The organism is Raoultibacter massiliensis (genome assembly GCF_900199545.1).
Taxonomy (GTDB): domain Bacteria; phylum Actinomycetota; class Coriobacteriia; order Coriobacteriales; family Eggerthellaceae; genus Raoultibacter; species Raoultibacter massiliensis.
In genome coordinates, this window is sequence record NZ_LT962670.1 from 151,146 (window position 1) to 170,755 (window position 19,610).

A 19,610-nucleotide genomic window follows, 5' to 3' on the forward strand; every position below is an offset into this window, starting at 1 on the left:
CTTATAGGGCCAATCGGGAGAGGCAATCGCGAAAGGAGAAACGCGACGAGGCGCCGAACGTTTGCGCAAAAGCTCGTGGCTCCCCATGTTTCCAGCGATGCGGATGCGGATCTGGTGCAAGAGGCTTCGAGCGGGCCTTTCCCGAGGTCTGTTTCTTGTCCAATACGCCTTGGATGTTTGGAGTCATGCAGTGTGCTATAGTTTCCCTCATGGAGAAGCTGCTTAACAAATTCACGGGTAACATATCCCCCGTAGCTCTCTTGGTGTCGTCCTTCTACTGGTCGTGGTTCGACGTCGTTCCTTTCAGCCCTGCGCTTTTTTATGCCGCAGGGGTGCCCGTCGATACGCTTCCCCTTACGCTTTCTTTGGCGGTAAGCGTGGTGGCGTTGGGCGTGCTGGCCGTGCAGCCGCAGCTTCGGGTGGCCGTTACTCGCGCCGATGTCTTTGCGGTCAGCTCTCTTGTGTGCGGAGCGGGCGGATCTCTTCTCGTGTATTCAGGCGCGCTAACGGCATCCCTGCCCTTGTTGATTGCAGGATCTTTGCTGATCGGCGTGTATCAGGGAATGGGCATCCTCGCCGTCGGGTGCCTCATCACGTGCCAAGGGACCACGAACGCTCTTGTGCACATTGCCACCGCTTTGCCGTTCAACATACTGGCGATTCTTCTCGTCATGTTCCTTCAGCCGCTCCCCTCGGCGGTGTTCGCCTTCCTGTTGCCGCTCTGCTCTTCCTGCTGCTATGCCGTGTTTTCGGTGCGCAAGCGAAACAGGGCGCTTGTGGACGCGCTTGTCATCGAGGGCCGAAAGCGCGAAAAAGCCGCCATCTCGAACCGCGGCAGAAGGTTCGCGCGGTACAACCCGTACTTTCTCGCCATCCTGCTGGTCGTGTGCAGCTCGTTCGGCTTCGTTAACTACAGAACCGTGTTCGTCGGCGGTGCAGGCGAAGGGGCCTTCGATTACCTTTCCCTTGCAATTCGCGCCGTAGTCAGCTTAGCGGTGCTCGTGGGGTACATTCGCTATTCCCAGCGTCCCTATTCCATTCTGCGAATCGCTCTCCTGCTCATGGTTCTGGGGCTTTTCGCCACGCCATCTCTCGCCATGCTCGATTCTTCCGACTCCCTGTTGCCCGAGGGGTTGTTCCTTGCAGGATATGCGTGCTTCGATTTGGTCATTTGGGCGATTATCATCATATTGAGCGGCAAGGCGAACATGTCGATCCTCAAAACGATCTGCGTTGTCGATACGGTTGATCAGCTGGGGATCTTTTTGGGCACGTTGCTGGGAGCTTGGTACGGCGAGGGCAATACGGCTTTGGTGGCCTGCATCGTGTTCGGCGGGTTGCTGCTCGTGCTCATGCTCGGCTTTACCGAAAAGAAAGATCCTGTGAACGACGATCTGAGCGCGCTCGAGGTTGAATTCGCCCTTGCCGCAGACGCCGCGGAAGAACGCGGTGCGCCGCAAGAGCGGGCTGTGCCGGCGATGCCTTCTGCTTCGGAAAGCGCGATCGCGGCGCTTGCGGACCGGCACTTTCTCACGAAGCGCGAAGCGGAAGTGCTCTCCTTTCTCGTCGCAGGGCGAAGCGGCCCCTATATTTCCGAGCAGCTTTGCGTGTCCGACAATACCGTCAAGAGCCATGTGCGCCACATCTACACCAAGCTCGACGTGCACAACCGCCAAGAGCTCATCGATCTCGTCATGCATCAGTAGCGCTGCGTCCGTTTCTCGCCCCGTTTCACCTCCCTTCTCATCACAAACGGGTGATTTATGGAAAAACGCCCGCAAGTGATGAAGAAACCCATGATGGAATTTCATTCAATGGGGGCAGGCCGTCGTCCTCGCATCCGAGGTGCGGCCTACAGGGAAGGAATCAAGGAGAAGGGAACAATCATGAAAGAAGAAGCTCGGAGTAGTGCACCCAGGCGCATGGCGATGCTTGTCGCGTTGGCGGTTGTCGCGGTTCTGTCGCTCGGTCTGCTTGCGGCATGCGGCTCGAACGGATCGGGTTCATCGGGCGGAGGCGGTGCGGCCGCAACCGACGAAACGACCATGACCACGAAAACGCTTGTGAAGACGGCTGCCAACGAACTGGCGCTCGTCGATTGGGACGTTACGGATGCGGATAGCCCGCTCACCATTTCCAGCGACGATCCGAAGTACGCCGAGTACGTCGAAGATCTGAGCAAGCTGACCGGCTACAACATCGAAAGCCTCACCATGCAAGTAAGCATCACGACGGTTCAGGGTGCGGAAATCGGCGCGACGCACGAATTCACGTACGAGAACACCTATACGGTCGACAGCCTTGAAGCGGTCGTCGATTCGAAGACCATCACCTATAAAGACGGCGATTTCAAGTAGTCGCCCGCGAAAAAAACCGTTGGTGCTAAGAAAACCGTTGGTGCTGCGATTCGATTCGCGGCGTGAAATTGAAAGAGGGAATACAATGGCTAAACTTTCAAGAAGGAATTTCTTGCTGGGTGCAGGTGCTGCTGGTGCGGCTTTGGCGATGAGCACGGTTGGAGGCGTGGCGTTTGCCGCCGACAAGAAGCCTGAAGAAGGGGATTGGGCGAACCAGGTAACCGAAGAGATCTCGTGCGATATCCTGGTTATCGGCGGAGGCCTTTCGGGCGTATGCGCTGCCGTGCAGGCGGGCGAGAACGGCGATAACGTTCTCTTGATCGAAGGCCAGCCCGCGCTGGGCGGCAACGGAACGGGCGTGGAGTGCACGAACGCCTACGGTCTGCATCCCAATTCGGCGGATGTGACGCTTGGCGAAATGGTTGCTTTCGAGGTTAAATCTCAGGCGTACACCATCAACCCGCTGCTGGTTCACGATATGGTGGGCCATGCCGCCGATAACGTGCAGTGGCTCATTGACAACGGGGTGGAGTACGAGGCTATCGAAGATCTCGATCCGGCATATCTCGAAATGTACAAGGCGGGGCGCTATCGCGCAGAATACAGCTTCGATTTCGTATACAAAGGCGGCGCCGCAGGTGTGGGCTATTTCCCGGCCATGAAGGCGAAGCTGCAGGAGTACGGCGTGAACTTGCGCCTGGGAACGCGCGGTCGCGATCTCGTCCTCGATGATTCGGGCAACGTGGTCGGTGCATACGCAACCGATTCCTACGGCGATACGATCAAGATCAACGCGAAGGCGATCATCATTGCGACCGGCGGTTTCGGTGAAGATGCCGAACGGATGGGCAAGCAGGGCGTCGATCTCACGGACATCCGCATCATCGGTACGCCGGGGCACTATGGAGACGGCGTTACCATGGCGATCAACGCGGGCGGCATCGAGCATGGGGCTCCTGCGTTCGGCTGCACGAACATCATCGGCTCGGCTGGACCCTGGGGGCCGATTTGGGACAAGCTGTGCTGGGGCGGGCCGAGTTTGTGGGTGGACATCCATGGCGAGCGCTTCTCCGACGAGGCGTGCTCGGCTTATACGCACAACATGGAACTTCAGAACGTTCCCGTGCGCTTGAACGGCGGCACGTGCTGGACCATCATGGACTCGAAGATTCTCGAAACGATGCTCGACGGCGACGAAGAGGCGGCTCAGCTGTGGGACGAGATGATCGAGAAGGGCGACGATGCGTACAAGGCCGACACCATCGAAGAACTCGTGGACATCATGGGCGTCGACAAGGACCTTTTCCTCGAGAACGTGAAGACTTACAACGATCATGCGGCGAAGGGCCTCGATGCCGACTACGGTAAGGATCCCCAGTACCTGATGGAGATTTCGACGCCTCCGTTCTACTGCGGTCTCATCCGCGGTGCGCTTGAGGGGCTGTACTCCGGCGGAGTCAAGACCGATCGTCAGTTCCGCGTGAAGAAGCCGGGACGCGATCAGGCATTCGAAAACCTATTTGCGGTCGGCGCCGACGGCGGCATGCTGTACAACCACGTGTACGGCCTCGACATCAACGGCTCGATGAGCTGCCACGGCATCAACAGCGCACGCACCGCTGCGAACACGGCTCACGAATACCTGAGCGGTAAGTAGGAAGGCGAACCGGAAAGGCAACGATCTGCTGCCCGAACAAGCGCGCTCCCGAACCGGATGTTCGGGAGCGCGTGCGTTTACCCGGGAACGCGCGAGGCGTCACAAGGCGATGCTGCGTCCGCGCGGGCCGCTGTTGCGGGGCGGCCATGGTCTTTCTTGCTACGCGCCGTAGATCGTTTCCGTGCTGGTCGAATCGTCGGCATTCGGTGTCGCATGGATCCTGTCGCAGCTCCTTTCCATGGGTCGGCTGGCTGTGTCGCAATTCCGGCGACGGAACAAGGCTGATTTGCACGAAAATTGCCAGATTCATACATCTTTGGACTCTCAGGGGTGGATTCTGCGAAAGCGTGCAAACGCGCAGGGCCTTGAACAGGCATTATCGAAAAAGACGTCGGAAGGCTGTGTTGATGCGACGGCATGGGTGTATGAATCTGGCAATTTTCGTGCAAATGGAGGCTTCCGAGGTGCAGCGGAGTTTACCTGCTATACTATCCAACCGTGCTTGGGCGCTGCAGCGTCGAGCACCCGCGTTGGCATCGATGGGCCCTGCTCTCGCGGTTTATCAGTTGCCCATAACCCTCGGCATGCGCCGTGAGGAAAAAGGAGAATACCGTGAGAAACAAGAAGACGTCCTACGTCGCTCAGGCGGGCATGATCGCCGCCGTCTACGCGGCGGCAACTCTCATCACCATGTTCCTGTTGCAGGGGCTTGCCTGGGGGCCGGTCCAGTTCCGCATTTCCGAAGCGGTTACCGTGCTCGCCGTGCTGACTCCGGCGGCCGTTCCCGGTCTGACCATCGGCTGCGTGGTTGCCAACCTTATCTCGCTCGCGATAAACGGCACGGGTGCGCTCGGGCTGCTCGATGTAGTGTTCGGAAGCTTGGCAACGTGCCTTGGCGCGCTGTGGTGCTGGAAGTTTCGCAACCGCCCCAAAATCGCGCTCTTGGGGCCGGTGATCGCCAACGCGCTTATCGTGCCCGCTTATTTGCCGATTCTGCTTCAAGGCATCGGTTGGTATACGATTCCCTTCACCGATATCAGCCTCGACGGCGCTTACCTTCCCATGTATGTGTTCGGCGTGTTTGCCACGGGCATCGGACAGGCGCTGGTGGTGTATGTGCTGGGGTTGCCGCTTCTGAAAGCGCTCAAGCGGTTTGCCGTGGCGGACGATCGTCGCGCGTCTTGAGGTTGAGGCGGACTGCTGTTTCGATGAATAGCGGCGTTGCGATTTGCAAAACGGATACAATATCTGCGTATATCCAACGTTAAAAGGAAGCGAATGAATCCGGTTATCGTCATCCCGACCTATATATCGGCGCGCCGCAGAAAAGAAGGCGGCAACATCCTTGCCACATACGACCACACGACTCCGCTTACCCAGCAAGGCGAACTGGGCCGTTGCTTGGATTCGTTGCAGAAGGTGCAGGGTCTCGGGCAGATTGTGATCCTTGTTGTCAGCGAGCCTTCGATTGAAAATCAGGCAGCCGAAAAGGTACAGGCGATAGCCTCTCAGTTCCCGAGCCTCAACATCGTCGTCATCGGCGCCCCCGAGCATGCGCTGATCCAGCAGCGCATGGAGCAGCTCGGCCTTGGTCGCCTGAACAAGGAAATCGGGCTTTCCGGTTATGGTGCGGTTCGCAATCTCGGTTTGGTCGTTGCCAACACGCTCGGCTTCGATGCGGTGGTTTTCGTTGACGATGACGAAATCATCGAGGATGCCGGCTTTCTTCAAAAGGCGATGTACGGCATCGGGAAGCTTACGAAGAAGGGCATTCCGATCCTTGCCAAGACGGGCTTTTACTTCAATTCGGAGGGCAACTACCTCTCGAAGAGCATGGATAAGTGGTACAACCACTTCTGGCAGCAGGGCAAGGCGTTCAACAAATGGATCTCGAAAGCCATGCAGGGGCCTCGTTTGTCCCGTTCGAACCATGTGTGCGGGGGGTGCCTGACACTTCATAAAGAAGCGTTCAAGCGCGTGAGCTTCGATCCGTGGATTCCGCGCGGGGAAGACCTCGACTACCTGCTCGGCCTGCGTATGTACGGTTCCGACATCTGGTTTGACAACCAGTGGAGCCTTCTGCATTTGCCTCCCGAGACCCCGAGCGAGGGAACGCGGTTCAGGCAGGACATCTTCCGTTGGCTCTACGAGTATCGCAAGATGGAATACAGTCGCACTCAGATCGATCTCATGCAGGTGAAGCCATCTTCGCTCGAGCCGTATCCCGGACCTTTCTTGGAGCCTGGCATTCGCAACCGCATCCGCACGACGGCGTTTTTGCGCAGCTTGGCGCGCCCCGACAAGAAGGCGTACCGCAAGGCGGCGAAAGCGGCCACGGGTGAGGCCATGACGTACGCGCAGCGCAACTGTTCGAAGTACTTCGAGTTCCAATTCGTGTGGCCCGAACTCATGGCACGTGTCGAGAACGACAAGATACTGCGAACGGCCTTGCTGCAATCGGCGGCCAACCGCCAGGCGAGCGGCGCCGCGCAAGCGGGGCAGCAGCCCTCTCGCCAGGCGAGCGTTCCGCCGGCAAACGTTGCGGCGGCTGGCATCGATCCCGGATCCACGACGGAGATCCGCCTCAACATCGCCGACTAGCACCGAAAGGGCAACGATCCCGTGACGGTGGGCGAAGCGCAAATGCGCCAGTGGCACAATCGAAGATGCGCCGCATGCTCTGAACCGCAGGGGCTGTAGCGGCGCAGCCCTTTTGAGATAAGATCACCATGCAGCTGTTGAAAGAAGCGATTACTCGATGGACATTTTCGTAGCGTACATTGCGCCAGTGCTCGTTGGCATCGGCATCGGAATATTGTCGGGCATGCTCGGCATCGGCGGCGGCACCGTCATGGTGCCGATATTTCGTCTAGCCTTCGACATGAGCGCCATCATGTCCACCGCAACTTCGCTGTTCACCATCATTCCTACGTCTATCTCGGGGGCGGTTTCGCATATTCGCGCGAAGACGTGCATCGTCTCGCTCGGCGTTGCGGCGGGCATCGGCGGCGCGTGCACATCGCCTTTGGGCGTATGGCTCGCGACGGTTTCTCCCCCTTGGCTGATCATGGCAGCTGCTGCGATCATCATCGGCTATTCGGCCATCAGCATGCTGCGCAAAGCGCTTAAGATGAAGCCTGCCAAGGCTCCAGTGGTTTCGGATGAGGCCGAGGCCGTTCAAGTGGAGGCGGCGGGTGCCGTCGACGGCAAGCTGACTCGCAAACAGCTTCTGATCGGAGCCGGGATCGGCCTGGGTGCAGGGCTGGCCTCGGGATACGTCGGCGTAGGCGGCGGATTTATCATGGTTCCCCTCATGCTTTCGCTCATCGGCATCTCTATGAAAAAGGCCTCGGGCACCTCGCTCATCGCGGTAATGATCCTTGCGATTCCCGGTGTCATCGAGCAGGGAATACTCGGCAATATCAATTATACGGCAGGCATCATGGTGGCAATCGGCTCCATTCCCGGCGCGGTTATCGGAGCGCGCCTTGTCCGCAAGGTGCCAGAGCGTATACTGAGATTCATCTTCGGCGGCTTCCTCATCGTTGCGGCGATCATGCTCGTTTTGAACGAGACGGGCATCATTGCGTAGTCGACTCAGGGCGCGGCCGACAAGCACGGTATTGGAGGACGCCCCTATGGCCCAGAATAAGAAATCCGGAAAAAACCGGCAATCATCGACGTTGCCCCGTTTCTTCACGCTTGAGATGCTCATGTTCACTTTCGTGGTGCTTTCGGGCTTCGCCTTGCTCTGGTCGATCGCCATGCCTATCAAGAACATCGGCATCATGGTGGGCGCGGGCATCGTGTTCACGTTTTCGCTCGTGGTGGTCATCCGGCTGCTCATGGATCCCGACAACGTGCGGGCTCGGCAGTCCGATGCGATGCTGAAGCTTGCAAGCCAGACGCTTGCCTGCATGAAGGAAGGCCTGAACAAATCGTCGGCGCAGAAGGTATGCCGGCTGCTGCTTCCTTCGACGGCGGCGATTGCGGTTGCCATAACCGATAAAGACCAGATCCTCGGCTACGCAGGCAGCGAGGAGGAGCGTAATCCCACGGGCAGCGAGGTTCGCACCCATGCAACCCATGCGACGCTTGAAGACGGAAAAATGCGCATCCTCTTGACCGCTGAAGACATCGGGTTCCCCACGGAGACGAGCATCAAGGCCGCCATCATCGTGCCGCTTGCCATGGGCGGGCATGTTGAGGGAACGCTCAAGTTCTACTACCGCCGCCCGCATCACATCAGCGAAACCCAGAAATCCATCGCCGAGGGCTTCGGCAAGCTGCTTTCGACTCAGATGGCGGCAGCCGCGCTCGAACAGCAGACGAAACTTGCAACGAGCATGGAGCTCAAGGCGCTGCAAAGCCAGATCAACCCGCACTTTCTGTTCAATACCATCAACACGATCGCGTCGCTCATCCGAACAAACCCCGAAAAAGCGCGCATTCTGCTTCGGGAATTCGCCGTGTTCTATCGCCGAACGCTCGAGGATTCGGCCGAGTTGATTTTGTTTGCGCGCGAACTCGAGCAAACCCTGCGCTACTTCTCGTTCGAGGTGGCCCGCTTCGGCGAAGACCGTGTTTCGATCGATGTCGACGTGGAGCCGGAAGTCGAGGACATGATGGTTCCCCCGTTCTTGATCCAGCCGCTTGTTGAAAACGCCGTACGCCATGCCATGCCGTCCGAGGGCATGCTCGAAATAGAGGTGACCGGCACGCGCGAAGGCGACGATGTGCTTGTGTGCGTGAAGGACAACGGCGTCGGTATGACCGAAGAGGCTCGTCAAAACATCCTCCATCCCCATTCCTCGAAGGGGCTCGGCATTGCGGTGAAGAACGTGAACGACAGGATTCGCGGGCATTTCGGTCCGGGGACGCATATGGAAATCGAAAGCGAGCTTGGCAGGGGAACCGTTGTGACGCTTGTTCTGAAGAACGGCGCGATCCGCGATTTCCCGTCGCTTGGGGATAGCCAATAGCGACGGCGGAAAGGCTGCGGGCGCTTCCGATCAGCCTGAAATCGAATCGGAAGGGCGCGCCCTTTGCGTTTCAGGCTGCCGGCAAACCCTGCATGCGGGACACGCCAGTGACTTGCCCCGTTCGGAGCGCTATTCTGATCATGCGCGGCTTGCGCCGCCTGCTGCGTAAGTGTATGTCGAAACGGAAGGACGCTGATCATGAGAGAGTTGAGCGACGAAAAAACGCTGTTCGCCTTTGCGCGGGATTTGGAGCCGGCTATGACGGTCGAGTCGGGTGAGACCGTGCGCATTCGCACGAAGGATTGCTTCGGCAATCAGATTCGCGCGGCGGAGGACGTGCTCGACGAGATCGATTGGGATGCGATCAACCCTGCGACGGGCCCGATTTATGTACAGGGCGCCCAGCCGGGCGGCGCTCTTAAGGTTGAAATCCTCGATATCGAACTCGACGGGCAAACCGTTTCGTGCACGGGCAAGGACGAAGGCGTGTGCGGCGACATGTTCGAGGCGTGGAGCACTCACCTGTGCGCCATCGAGGGCGGGAAGCTCATCTGGAACGACAATCTTTCGATTCCGCTCAACCCCATGATCGGCGTGATCGGCGTGGCTCCTGCGGGCGAGCCGGTGAACTGCGGAACGCCCGGTTCTCACGGCGGCAACATGGACAACACCGCCATCACAACGGGTGCGAAGCTTTACTTCCCCGTGGCGGCCGAGGGCGCGCTGTTCGGATGCGGCGATATGCACGCGACGATGGGCGACGGCGAAGTGAGCGTTTCGGGTGCCGAGGTTGCGGGGTGGGCGACCGTGCGGCTTACGGCTCTGCCCGAGATGCAGGTGAAAAATCCGCTCATCGAAAACGAGACCCAAATAGGCGTGATCGCTTCGGCTGAAACGCTCGACGAGGCCGCATCGATCGCCGTGCACGATATGGTCGAGCTGGTAAGCGCCAAGACGGGCGCGGCAAAAGACGAGCTCGTCATGCTCTTCTCGCTTGTGGCCGATGTGAAGGTGTGCCAGATGGTCGACCCCGAAAAGACAGTGCGCTTCATGGTGCCGAAGTACGCGCTTGAGACGTATGGGTTTGCGCTGTAGGAAAGTGATCTGCAGCGCCTTTGACGCTACTTGCCGACGCTTTTCTTCAATGTATGCGATTCTCAAAAGATGGGACGATCTTGCTCTATAATGGGGCTTGTTACATCAGCCTTAGCGCACGAGTTGGAGGCACCATGCTAAAAGCAATGATCGTAGACGACGAAGCGCCCGCGCGGTCAGAACTCAAGTACCTGCTGGACGAACTCGGACAGACCGAAGTGGTCGCCGAGGCTGCCAGCGTGCGCGAGGCCATCGAAAAGCTCAAAGAATATCCGTGCGATGTTATGTTTCTCGATGTGAACATGCCCGAGGCAACAGGCCTTCAGCTGGCCGAAGCCCTGCAGCACTTGAAGTTCCCGCCCGCCGTCGTGTTCGTAACGGCATACAGCGAGTTCGCACTCGATGCATTCAAGGTGAATGCGATCGACTATCTGGTGAAGCCCGTTGAAACGGAGCGTCTGTCGCAGGCTATCGCCCGTGTGCGCGAGCACGTTTCGCTTCATATGAAGGCGCAGCGTTCCGAGCGCATTCCGGTTGAAAAGGGCGGTAAGAAAATCCTCATCGGCATCGACAAGATCCGGTTCGTCATGGCGCGCGACGATTACGCGTATCTGCAAACCGATACCGATCGCTATTTTTCGACGGTCAGCTTGGCTCAGCTCGAGAAGCGTTTGGACGGCCACGGGTTCTTCCGCGTGCATCGCGGCTATCTCGTGAACCTTTCGCTTGTCGAAGAGATCGAATCGGTCTCAGGCGGAACGCTTCTGCTGACGCTCGACGGCACCGACGAGAAGATCCCCGTATCGCGCCGTCGCGTTTCGGCGCTGAAGAAGGCGCTGGGGCTGTAATACCAGGTTAATCAGCAAGGGGGCCGCAACACGCGGCTCTCTTCTCGCATTTTGGGCCAGCGCAAAGGCGTTGATGCTGGTCGTTGGGCTTGCCCTTTCGCTTTGCTGATTCGGCTTTCTTCGGCCTCCCGCAAAGAAGCAGGCGGCGTGCAAACCGTCGGAAGCTGTTCGTTCGAATCAGCTCGTCTTGAATCGGGGCTTCGCGCCTAGCCTTTTCGGGGTGGGTTACTTTTCCCTCTGCGTAAGGTTCGGAGGCCGGCGATTCCGCGCGAATCCGAGAAACACTACGGCTGACACAATCGGAAGCACGGCGAAGCACAGATACATGCCCGAATAGCCCAGTGCTGCCGCTATCCAGCCCGATACCACGGATCCGACCCCGATGCCCCCATCGAAGCCGACGAGGAATGTGGCGTTTGCGGCTCCACGGTGCTCCGGTTCGGCATCGGCTACCGCCATGGTTTGCAGCGTCGATTGGCACCCCGCAAAGCCGAAGCCGTACAAGAAAGCGGTCAGGATGAACATCGGAAGCGAATGCGCCAGGGACAAAACAACGAGTGCAGTGGCAACGAGCGCGATTCCCGGCAGCAGAACCACCGCATAGCCGCGTTGGTCGACGAACTTACCGAGCAGCGGTCGCGATAAGGCAACGGCAATCGCGTAAGCGGTGAAGAAGAACCCGATGCCCTCGACGCCTTGCGATTCGGCATGGATGGCAAGAAAGGTTACGAGCGATCCGTAGCACGAGGTGAGAAAGAACATGATCGTTGCAGGTAGAATGGATGAGCGGTTGAACATGGAGCTCGGCTTGAACGAAGCCGTCTTCTTTATCGGTCGGTACTTGAGGATGCTGGCGAGCACGAATGCCATAACCAGCACGCCGACCGCTACGGCGACGACGTACGTCATGCCGCTTGCATGAAACAGCTCCAACGCAATGCCGGGAGCGATGGCGAACGCAAGGCTTGCTGAAAGCGCGAACAGGCCCATGCCTTCGCCGAATCGCTTTGGAGGTATGATGTCGCTTGCGACGGTTTGGCTTGAGGTGCTTGTGATGCCCCAGGCAAGACCATGGACGAACCTCATCGCTAAAATGATGCCCACGATGGGAATGAACGCGAACGAGGCCGATGCAAGGCCCATGAACGCAATGCCTGCGAGAAAGATCCCCTTGCGGCCGAATCGATCGAGGATGATGCCGCAGAACGGACGGATCAACAGCGCCGATATGGTGGTGATGGCGGTCACCCAGCCGAGGACGGTATCATCTGCCCCCAGCGTTTGCAGGTAGACCGGCAGCACGAACGGCAGCGTTTGCCAACTGCTGAAAACCAAAAAGTTCACAGCGGCGATAAGGATGAAATCCTTTGTCCAGAGTTGTTGCTTCGACAAGTCTTCTTCCATGGCTACCGGCCTCCTTCGCCAGCGTATGCCATGGTAGCACGGGCAGGTGCGGAGTGTACCCTGATGTTGGGAAGCCTCGGCTGAAGTGCGGAGCTTTCGCCGCGGCGGGCCCTGCGCAGGGGTGCGGGCTGCGTGGGGGAATGCGGGTTCGCGGGTTCGATTTGCGGATGGGCGGCATGCGGCGATTCGGTCAGCCTCCTTCTTTCATGCTGCCCGACGCAGCTGGTTTTGCAGGCCGAAAGTCGATTTTTTGCCGAAAATAACCGATCTGAAGAGATTTGACGGGTTGCGAAAGCTTTAGACGGCTTCTGCGGAAACCTGATGAAGCTCCCCGATGCGAAGAGATGACGATATGGCGTTGTGACCTGGTGCTTCTTGATGGAAGAAAAGAACTTGTCAAAACATGCTTCGCCGCCTTCTGGCGAAGTCCTTCAGATCGGTCCTTTTCGGCAAATCTAACGTATCTGGTCTATGGAATTCGCGAAGATCGCGTTTCGGGCGCAATTGCACGTGTTCCGGCGCGCGAAAGCCCGATCGCTTTGCCGTTCGGGATCGGTTCTGGTTGAATTCTAACCAGCAGAAATAGGCGCCGCTCGAGCAGTGGTCTTCTCGGGCGGCGCCTTGGGATCTTGGAATGCTCCGAAGGCTAGCCGATTGCCAAAACGTCTTCTTCGGTGATGGGCTTCGAAGCCTCGAGCTTACCGCCCGTTGCGGCTTGGATGCCGCAGATGCGACCGGTCATAATGCAGTGGCCGGCCGACATGCCGCCCTGATACATCGACCAGTCGGGGCTGCCGCACAGCTGGCCGGCGCTGAACCCGGTAACCCACAGGTTCGGAATGACATCGCCGTTCTTATTCAGCGCCTGGTAGTTTTCATTTACTGTAACACCTGCGCACAGGGCGGAAACGCGTACGTGCTTGTGGATGCCCCAGAACGGAGCTTTCTCGATTTTCTTCATATACTTTTGCGCTTTGCCGAAATCGGCGTCGAATCCCGCATCGCACAGCTCGTTGTACCGCTCGACCGATTTCTTCAGGGCGTCGGCGGGGATGCCGAGTTTTTCTGCGAGTTCGTCGAGGGTGTCGCAGCAGTAGGTGTCGATGAGCCCTTCGATGACGTTTGCCCCGCTCTCTGCCGAGCGATCCATCTCGACGTCGGGCATGTAGGGCTTCATCTTCTCTTTTTCGGTCGGTTTTCCGCCCCAGTCGGTGACGGTCTCAAAGTAGTTGTCATCGAAGATCTGGGAGTACCAGCCGGGTTTCGGCTGATTGCGCAGCACGCAGTTGATCTCTTCGAATACGCAGTCTTCGTTCATGAAGCGCTCGCCGTTTTCGTTTACGTTGAGGAACGGCTCGTTGTACATGGGGCCCGAATCGAAATCGTGCATCATGTGCGAGTGCCCGACGGGGACGAAGCCGGCTCCGATCGCCATGCTCATAAGAATGCCGTCGCCTGTTTTGTTCACCTGCTTGCGGTCGAATTCCTTGACGTCGGGACAGTAACGCTCGACGAGGCTTTGGTTATTCTGGTAATCGCCTGTGGAAAGGATGACGCCCTTAGTGGCATTGAATTTGATGTAGCTGTTTCCCGATTTTCCGATAATGCCCGTTACGGCGCCGGATTCATCGGTTACGAGCTGCACGCCTGGGGTCGAATAGAAAATCTCGACGCCCTGCGCGGCTGCATAATCGGCAAGATGCTCGATCATGGTGCCGTTGTTGTACGGCTTGGGTCCGAACATGATGCTGCGTCTCGAGCACTTGCTGCCGTCGTCGTAGGTGGTCACTGCGGTCGGACGTACGTTGTAGGGAGGGAATCCCGCTTCGGCGCTGCGTACCTGAAGCCAGCGGATCGATTCGCCGGAATACTTGCAGTACGTTTCGGCGAGTCCGCGATCGGCGCGCCAGCGGCAATCTTCGAGGTAGCCCTGCAGGTAGTTCGCCACACCCTGCTCGTCGCTTTCGTCGAGCAGTACTCCCGAGCATGTTCCTCCCTGAGCGATGGCCTTCGATTCCTTTTGGAGCAGTGCGACAGTCGCCCCTTCTTCAAGCGCGGAGAGCGCCGCTGGAACGCCGCCGGTACCGGCGCCTACAACCACCACGTCGTAGGTTTTCTCTTCGGCGAATTCGGTGATGGGGGCAAGCTCCGCCGCCGATGCTTCGAAGTCTTGCGCAGTCAAGCCGTCGGGATACTGCATTCCGTTTGCGTCAGATACAGCGTTCGCGTCGCCGTCGTTGGTTGGTGAGCAGCCGACCATGCTTGCACCCGCGGCGGCGGCCCCGGCAACGAGTGCGCCTTTGAGAAAATCGCGTCGATTGAGTTCCATGATAGAACCGTCCCTTCCTTGGTGTTTTTCTCGCCTACGGATTGCGACGGGCTTCCGATGGCCGATTACCGCGACAAGCTTTCGACTCGGTTGCGCAAATGCCGAATCCGCTCTTCAAACCTATCAAGCGGAAAGGATTTTTTCCTACCACAAACGGTATGAAGTTGCCGCGGTCGAACGTTTCTGCAGCTGTTTTCTGGTATATATGTCTTTGGGAGGAAAGATGATCAAACGCTTCGCAAGCACATCCGTGCATATAGGGGTAGCCGTCATCGGCTTTGCTTGTGCGCTGCTGGTTCTTGAAATCCAGAGGATGCCCGCCGTCCAGCATGTCAACTTCTCCATGTTCGCGCCTGCTCCCTATTTCGTTGAGGTTGCTCTCATCCTTGTTCTTGCAGCGGTTTACGGTGCGAAGAAGACCCTGAGAATTTCCGCTTCGCCAGTTGCCCGTGCGGGAATCGCTGCTTTCGCGGCGGTCTTTTCCCTTGTGGTGGCATCCGGCGTTTCCCTGCCAGGCGAAGCGGCCGTGCTTGTGATCCAATCGCTGTATCGGATCGGAAGCGCTTGTCTTTTGCTGTTTTGGGGTGAGCGTCTTGTCGGGCTTGGTGCTCGGAGGTCTGCGCTGGTGTTTGTGGCTGCGTGCTTTGTCTCAGGAGCGATTACGCTGGTACTCTCGGTGCTTGATCAAAGCGTTTCGTATCTGATCGTCTGTGCGCTTCCGATCGTTTCCGGCGCAGGGTTCATCTTCTATGTGCCGAAGGTGGTCATACCTGGCGAAGGAACTGAGGCCGATGCTGAAAACGACGAGAAGCTAGCCCAAACGCTACCGCGGTTCTCCTGCGCAAGCAAACGGGAAACGGCAGTTGCCTTCGGCTTGATTGCTTTGCCCCTTTTGTGCCGCGGGCCGTTCGTGTCGATCCAATCGGCGTGGATGCCGTTCCAAGAAGATTCCCTCATCACGTTTCTCATTCAGCTCAGCATCGGGTGCGGAGTGCTGATTGCTGCAGCGGTTGCCTTGCTTGTTGTTTTGCGGGTATGGAACCGTAACTTCATCCTCGTGTTCGAGCTTTTCGTGCTGCCTATAACTTTTCTTGCGTTCTATGCGTCGCAGGCATCGGCTGATTTGTGGTTCATCTATCTGCTCATCATAGATGCCACCTATAAGATCACGCTGTTCTATTTGTTTGCAACTCCTTTTTTGTTTTCGGACAGAATCAATCCGCTGCTTCCCTTGTTGCTTTCGTTTGCGCTGATGATTTTTGCGCGGGCGGCATCGTCGGCGCTCTATGCGGTTCTTCCTGCGGCGGCGTTCGCGGCCATCGCCTCGGTTGTCGTTCTTGTTACTTTCATCGGCGGCGGCATTCTTGCTTTTCTGATAATCCAGAAGAACATGGCTTCAGGCGTTGTGGATGCAGGGGAGGGCAACGTAGCGGCGGAGAACGCCTATCGGGATTCATGCGCAGTGCTGGGAAAGCGGTTTTCCCTCACGGCGCGCGAGGGCGAGATACTGTGCCTGCTTGCGCAGAAATACCATGCCCCCTACATTGCAAAGAAGCTTGTCGTCAGCCAGTCCACGGTGAAGACGCATATGCGCAACATTTACGCGAAGCTGGGCGTGCATTCGCAGGCCGATTTGTACTTGCTTCTCGATCAGGTGGAAAACGAGATCGAGGTGCTTGGCGACGAAGGTCGATAGGGGGTCTCTTTCGCCGGTCGGATTTTGCAGAAGGAGCGAGGCGGTTCAGGAAGAAAAGCGGCCGAACTCGATCAAGTTCGGCCGCTTATGGGCGTGCTCGCTGCTTGCAAACGAACGGCACTCGTTGTCCCGAGGGCTCGCTCGGTTGAAATGCGGAGAACCCCGCCGTTCGCAGCCTAGTACGCAGTGAACGACTCCTTGGGGGCAAGGCAGATCGGGCAGGCTGTGAAGTTCTCGCCCTTGTGGATATAGCCGCAGATGGGGCACAGGTAGTACTTGTCATCGGACGGCTCGTCGATGGTGTTGTACGCATCGAGGTAGCGTTCCGCATGATACGCTTCGGCAAGCTTGGCGCGAGTGAATACCTGGACCGCCTTTTCGTTGCCCTCCTCCTGGGCCTTCTTGATGAAAGAGGGGTACATATCGGACGTTTCGTAGATTTCGCCGTTGGCGCCCAAGATGAGATTGACGCCCGAATCGTATCCCTGCACCTCGGGAGGCTCGGGCTTCTCAGTTGCGGGATCGATCTCTTTCGCAAGGTTGTACTCGAGTTCGATATGGATCTTCTCCGCATCGGCCGTGCAGTTGAACAGCCTTGCTATCTGAGTGAAGCCCTCTTGTTCGGCAACTTTGGCGAACGCTTGGTACTTCGTGGTCGCGCCCGTTTCTCCTTCGATTGCGGCTAGCAGGTTTTCGTAGGTTGTTCCGACGACGGTCTTGCTGTCGGGCACCGTTTCGAAGTTGCTCGCCGTTTCGGCATCGGGTGCCTTGGTGGGCGATAGCACGTTGGCCGCAGGTGCTCCGGTTTGGGGTTCTGCCCCTGCCTCGGTCTTCGGCTCTTCGGCGGCCGGTTTCTCCTCTGCCGCGCACGCGGCAAGGATGCCTGCAGTTGAAAACGCCGCCGCTCCCAGTGCCGCTGTTTTCACGAATGCTCGTCTTGATACGTCTGCCATGTTGCCTCTCCTCCCGACGGATAACTCCGTCTGTCTTTGTGCAAGTCCTCCCACTCGCACAATGGATTCTAAAATAGTAACAAATATTAATTAGGAAGTAAACCTAATAAGTAAACTAATCAAATAAGTTTTGGCCCTTGTCGAGGATGGGAGCCCGTTCGGTGTACGTGCGGCCATGCAAGAGAATCGGTCGATACGTTTTCAAAGGGCATTGCCGCAAGCGATATCCTCAGGGAAGCAGGCTGCGTCAAGCAGGGTTTTAGATCGAGAGAAATACCACGTCAGAAGTAGGAAATGCTGTGCATTCGGGAAGATATGCGAAGAAAAGGCTTCTCGGCGGCACGTCTGATAGAATAGGGGGACTTTCGCAGAAAGAAGGACCCTATGTTAGTCGGTGAAGTTGAGAAGCTCTACCCTTCTGCAAAGATGCTGGTGAAGGAAAAGGTCGCCAGTCGAATCCTTGCGAAGGATGCGAGCCTCTACGAGTTTTCTGATGAAGCAAGCGCATGCGCTGCCGAATATATGGGCTGGACGGATTTGGCCAGCAACCCCCCGTATCCCCTTGAGGACATTCAGTCGTTCGCTGATGACGCGATCGCCCGTGGACTGAAAACCGTTGTGCTTATCGGGCAGGGCGGCTCGACGCAGGCTCCCATGACCATCACGAAGTACAACAAAGTTGATTCGGGCATGGTGTCGTTCAAGACGCTCGACTCTGATTCCCCGGTGCGGGTGAGGGGCATTCTCGCCGAAGCAAAGCCCGAGACCACGCTTTTCATCATCTCTTCGAAGAGCGGCGGCACCATCGAACCGCGCCTTGCGTTGCGTGCAGTGCGAAGCGAACTCGCCGAATGCATCGACGACGAGGAGTTCGTCAAACGTCTCGTGGCGATCACCGATCCGGGATCCGATCTTGAAAAGCAAGCCAAAGAGGAGGGCTGGGCTGCGGTGTTTCCCGGCGAGCCGACTGTCGGCGGGCGTTTTTCGGCGCTTTCGGTATTCGGCCTCTTACCCGCGGCGCTCGTGGGGATAGATCTGCGCCAGCTTATGGATCACGCCGTGGAGGCGGAACGCCGATGCAGCGAAGATGCGATCGACAACCCTGCCGTCGGCCTTGCCGCGTTTCTGTACGACAACTACGTGCAAGGGCGCAACAAGTTCTCGTTTCTTACGCCGAAGCGCGGTCGCGTGCTGGGCTTATGGATCGAGCAGCTGGTTGCCGAAAGCCTCGGCAAGGGAGGCGAGGGCATTCTTCCCAACATCGAGCTCGATGCCCTGCTGCTCAACAAGGATACGGGCGATCGCACCGCCATCGTGTACCAAACCAAAACCGACCTGTGGGACGAACGCAAGAACTTCGAGATGAGCCTTGCGTATCTTGACCCCGCGATTCCGCGTCTCAACTTCAAAATCGATAACGCCGCCGAGCTTGCCGAGCATTTCGTCATGTGGGAATACGCCATCGCGATGTGCGGCTACCTCATGCACGTGTGCCCGTTCGATCAGCCCGACGTGTCGTCGGCCAAGCAGGCGGTGCTCGGCATCCTGCGCGACGGCCAGCCCGATCCCGACTTCGTCGAAGACTACATCGGCGATGTGCATACCGGGGAAGTCGAAGTCAAGGTCGCTCCGATGTTTGCAGACGCCACCGATCTGCGCGCCGCCTTGCGGGCGCTGCTTGGCAGCATCAAGCCAGGCGATTTCTTCGCGCTGAACGCGTTTCTCCCGTTTACCGGCGAGGGTCGCCGCGAGGCGCTCGAGACGATCCGCCACGGTGTCGGCGTCACGTGCCATGTGGTGTCGTGCCTTGAGGTCGGGCCCCGCTACCTGCATTCCACGGGTCAGCTTCAAAAGGGCGGCCCGAACGACGGCGTGTTCCTCATCCTTTCGGCCGACGAGCTGAAGGATATTCCGCTCGAACAGGAGGCATCAAGCCTCGGTGCGCTGGCAAAAGCCCAGGCAGCGGGCGATCTCATGACGCTTGCCGATCGCGGTCGGCGATGCATTCACATTCATCTTCCCGATCATTCGGGTGTGACGCTGCGTGCGCTGTCCGAGCTTGTGGTCGAAGTGCTCGAGGAGCTCGAGCAGCAATACGAGCGCGAACGGAATGCCGAAGAATCCGAGTAGGGAAGCCGAGCATGGTTCAGGGGCGCAGCGCCGAAGAAGTCGAGCGGAAATCGGGCGGCGTGATCGATTCGACGCAGCCGATTGATTCATAGAAGGATTTTGCGATGATCGAAGCATTGGACATTCAGGTTCGCGGTATCGTTCAAGGGGTGGGTTTCC

Annotated in this window: 14 protein-coding genes; 11 read left to right on the forward strand and 3 right to left on the reverse strand. The window is 58.0% G+C overall.

Annotation, left to right across the window (positions count from 1 at the left end; genetic code table 11):
* Positions 1–185 precede the first annotated feature (185 nt).
* From C1719_RS00695 to C1719_RS00735, 9 genes are all read left to right on the forward strand, one after another.
* Positions 186–1,706 carry a response regulator transcription factor gene (locus C1719_RS00695; RefSeq protein ID WP_180963398.1) on the forward strand — a complete coding sequence of 507 codons (1,521 nt, stop codon included), beginning with the start codon at positions 186–188 and terminating at the stop codon, positions 1,704–1,706.
* Positions 1,707–1,886: 180 nt separating this feature from the next.
* Complete coding sequence (locus C1719_RS00700) at positions 1,887–2,357, forward strand: hypothetical protein (RefSeq protein WP_146007811.1); 471 nt, start codon at positions 1,887–1,889, stop codon at positions 2,355–2,357.
* Between the two features lie 85 nt (positions 2,358–2,442).
* A complete protein-coding gene (locus C1719_RS00705; protein ID WP_102373349.1) occupies positions 2,443–4,014 on the forward strand; it encodes an FAD-dependent oxidoreductase in 1,572 nt (523 codons plus the stop codon).
* Positions 4,015–4,626: 612 nt separating this feature from the next.
* Positions 4,627–5,199, forward strand: coding sequence for a QueT transporter family protein (locus tag C1719_RS00710; protein WP_245874224.1), 573 nt, complete (start codon positions 4,627–4,629; stop codon positions 5,197–5,199).
* A gap of 93 nt (positions 5,200–5,292) precedes the next feature.
* Positions 5,293–6,615 carry a glycosyltransferase family 2 protein gene (locus C1719_RS00715; RefSeq protein ID WP_102373350.1) on the forward strand — a complete coding sequence of 441 codons (1,323 nt, stop codon included), beginning with the start codon at positions 5,293–5,295 and terminating at the stop codon, positions 6,613–6,615.
* A 157-nt stretch (positions 6,616–6,772) separates the two neighbouring features.
* On the forward strand, positions 6,773–7,606 hold the full coding sequence (locus C1719_RS00720) for a sulfite exporter TauE/SafE family protein (RefSeq protein ID WP_102373351.1): 834 nt from the start codon (positions 6,773–6,775) through the stop codon (positions 7,604–7,606).
* A gap of 46 nt (positions 7,607–7,652) precedes the next feature.
* Positions 7,653–8,996, forward strand: a complete 1,344-nt coding sequence (locus tag C1719_RS00725) for a sensor histidine kinase (protein WP_102373352.1) — start codon at positions 7,653–7,655, stop codon at positions 8,994–8,996.
* 198 nt (positions 8,997–9,194) lie between these two features.
* A complete protein-coding gene (locus C1719_RS00730; RefSeq protein WP_102373353.1) occupies positions 9,195–10,091 on the forward strand; it encodes an acetamidase/formamidase family protein in 897 nt (298 codons plus the stop codon).
* A 134-nt stretch (positions 10,092–10,225) separates the two neighbouring features.
* Positions 10,226–10,939: a LytR/AlgR family response regulator transcription factor gene (locus C1719_RS00735; RefSeq protein ID WP_102373354.1), complete on the forward strand. Its 714-nt coding sequence runs from the start codon at positions 10,226–10,228 to the stop codon at positions 10,937–10,939.
* Positions 10,940–11,164: 225 nt separating this feature from the next.
* On the opposite strand, the gene C1719_RS00740 is transcribed toward C1719_RS00735, so the two are convergent.
* Both C1719_RS00740 and C1719_RS00745 read right to left on the reverse strand, forming a co-directional pair.
* The gene (locus C1719_RS00740) at positions 11,165–12,343 is read right to left on the reverse strand and encodes an MFS transporter (RefSeq protein WP_102373355.1); all 1,179 of its coding nucleotides are present in this window, start codon (positions 12,341–12,343) and stop codon (positions 11,165–11,167) included.
* Positions 12,344–12,989: 646 nt separating this feature from the next.
* Positions 12,990–14,672, reverse strand: a complete 1,683-nt coding sequence (locus tag C1719_RS00745; protein ID WP_102373356.1) for an FAD-binding protein — start codon at positions 14,670–14,672, stop codon at positions 12,990–12,992.
* Positions 14,673–14,895: 223 nt separating this feature from the next.
* Between C1719_RS00745 and C1719_RS00750 the strand changes: the two genes are divergently transcribed.
* Positions 14,896–16,368 carry a helix-turn-helix transcriptional regulator gene (locus tag C1719_RS00750; RefSeq protein ID WP_102373357.1) on the forward strand — a complete coding sequence of 491 codons (1,473 nt, stop codon included), beginning with the start codon at positions 14,896–14,898 and terminating at the stop codon, positions 16,366–16,368.
* Positions 16,369–16,544: 176 nt separating this feature from the next.
* On the opposite strand, the gene ngr is transcribed toward C1719_RS00750, so the two are convergent.
* Positions 16,545–17,321, reverse strand: coding sequence for a nigerythrin (gene ngr / locus C1719_RS00755; RefSeq protein WP_102373358.1), 777 nt, complete (start codon positions 17,319–17,321; stop codon positions 16,545–16,547).
* Between the two features lie 384 nt (positions 17,322–17,705).
* Between ngr and C1719_RS00760 the strand changes: the two genes are divergently transcribed.
* On the forward strand, positions 17,706–19,451 hold the full coding sequence (locus tag C1719_RS00760) for a glucose-6-phosphate isomerase (protein ID WP_102373359.1): 1,746 nt from the start codon (positions 17,706–17,708) through the stop codon (positions 19,449–19,451).
* Positions 19,452–19,610 lie beyond the last annotated feature (159 nt).